This is a genomic window from Streptomyces sp. NPDC030165, assembly GCF_055573595.1.
Map to the genome: position 1 here is coordinate 1 of NZ_JBVIBD010000081.1, position 1057 is coordinate 1057.

Annotated in this window: 2 pseudogenes; both read right to left on the reverse strand. The window is 68.8% G+C overall.

Annotated elements, in window-relative coordinates:
* A pseudogene (locus ACZ4Z1_RS42510) lies at nt 1-460 on the reverse strand (hypothetical protein); the annotation flags it as partial.
* Nucleotides 457-1057, reverse strand: a pseudogene (locus ACZ4Z1_RS42515) (hypothetical protein); the annotation flags it as partial. The pseudogenes ACZ4Z1_RS42510 and ACZ4Z1_RS42515, both read right to left, overlap by 4 nt.

Genomic DNA, 1057 nt, shown 5'->3' on the forward strand with positions numbered 1-1057 from the left:
CGGTGCCGACGTTGAGGTACTGGCCGCGGTCCCACATGACGGCGCGGCGCAGCAGGGAGGCGAGCAGGTGCCGGTTGGAGACGTCGACGGAGTCGATGCTCAGCCGGTCCGCCATGGTGCGCTTGACGCCGCCGTCGATGGTGAGCTGCGCCTTGTCGTCGAGGCCGCGCACCACGAGCAGGGGCACGGTGGCGCCGGAGGCGATGACGGCGTGGAGCCGGTGCTGCCCGTCGAGCAGGGTGCCGTTGCGGGAGAAGGAGATGGTGGCCCCGTTGACCGTCCACTTGCCAGCGGCCATGTCGCGGGCGTAGGAGGCGACGACGCCGGGGCGCAGGTTGCGGTTTTTGAGGTTGTGGCCGAGCCACTGTTCGGCCATGTCGGGGGTGACGTAGGCGAGTTCGACGGCGGGCTGCAGGGCGTGGGTGCTGCGCTGGGCGAGGGCGACGATATTCTTGGTCATGACTGCTCCTGGGTGAGTGTGTTGTGGAAGCCGTGCAGGGCTTCCAGTTCTTCGTGGAGGCGCGCCGCCCACTTGCGGCGCGTCTCTTCGTCCTGGCGGGCGAGCTGCTCGGCGGTGAGTGCGGCGAAGGACTCGCGGACCTGACGAAGTTCGGTGAGGGCGACGAGGACAGCGCGGGGCACGTCGACGCGGGGGCGCGCCGCTTGGGCCGTAGTCGTGACCGTGCATTGCCCGAAGTCGTTTCCGGCATCAAGCGACGCACGACCCTGCGATACGGATGTCGCCGCGGAGTACTTCTTGCCATCCACCCCGAGCACGTCGGAGGTGTTCAGTTCTGAACACCTGTCGAGATCGCTAGCAACCGTCCCGACGCTAGCGCCCGTGGCCGAAGCAATGGCCCTTACGCTGAGCCCGCTATCCCGCAGCGACGCCACGACCTCCTGCCGTTCCTCGCGCGGCAGCCGGAGACGGGCCTGCCCGAACTCGGCGTTGCAGTAGGCGTCCCAGCTGTCGTAGCCGAGGACGGCCCAGGTGCGGGAGGTGTACGCCTCCCGGATGAGCTGCCAGGTGCCTTCGACGGCGATGCGGATGCGTTCG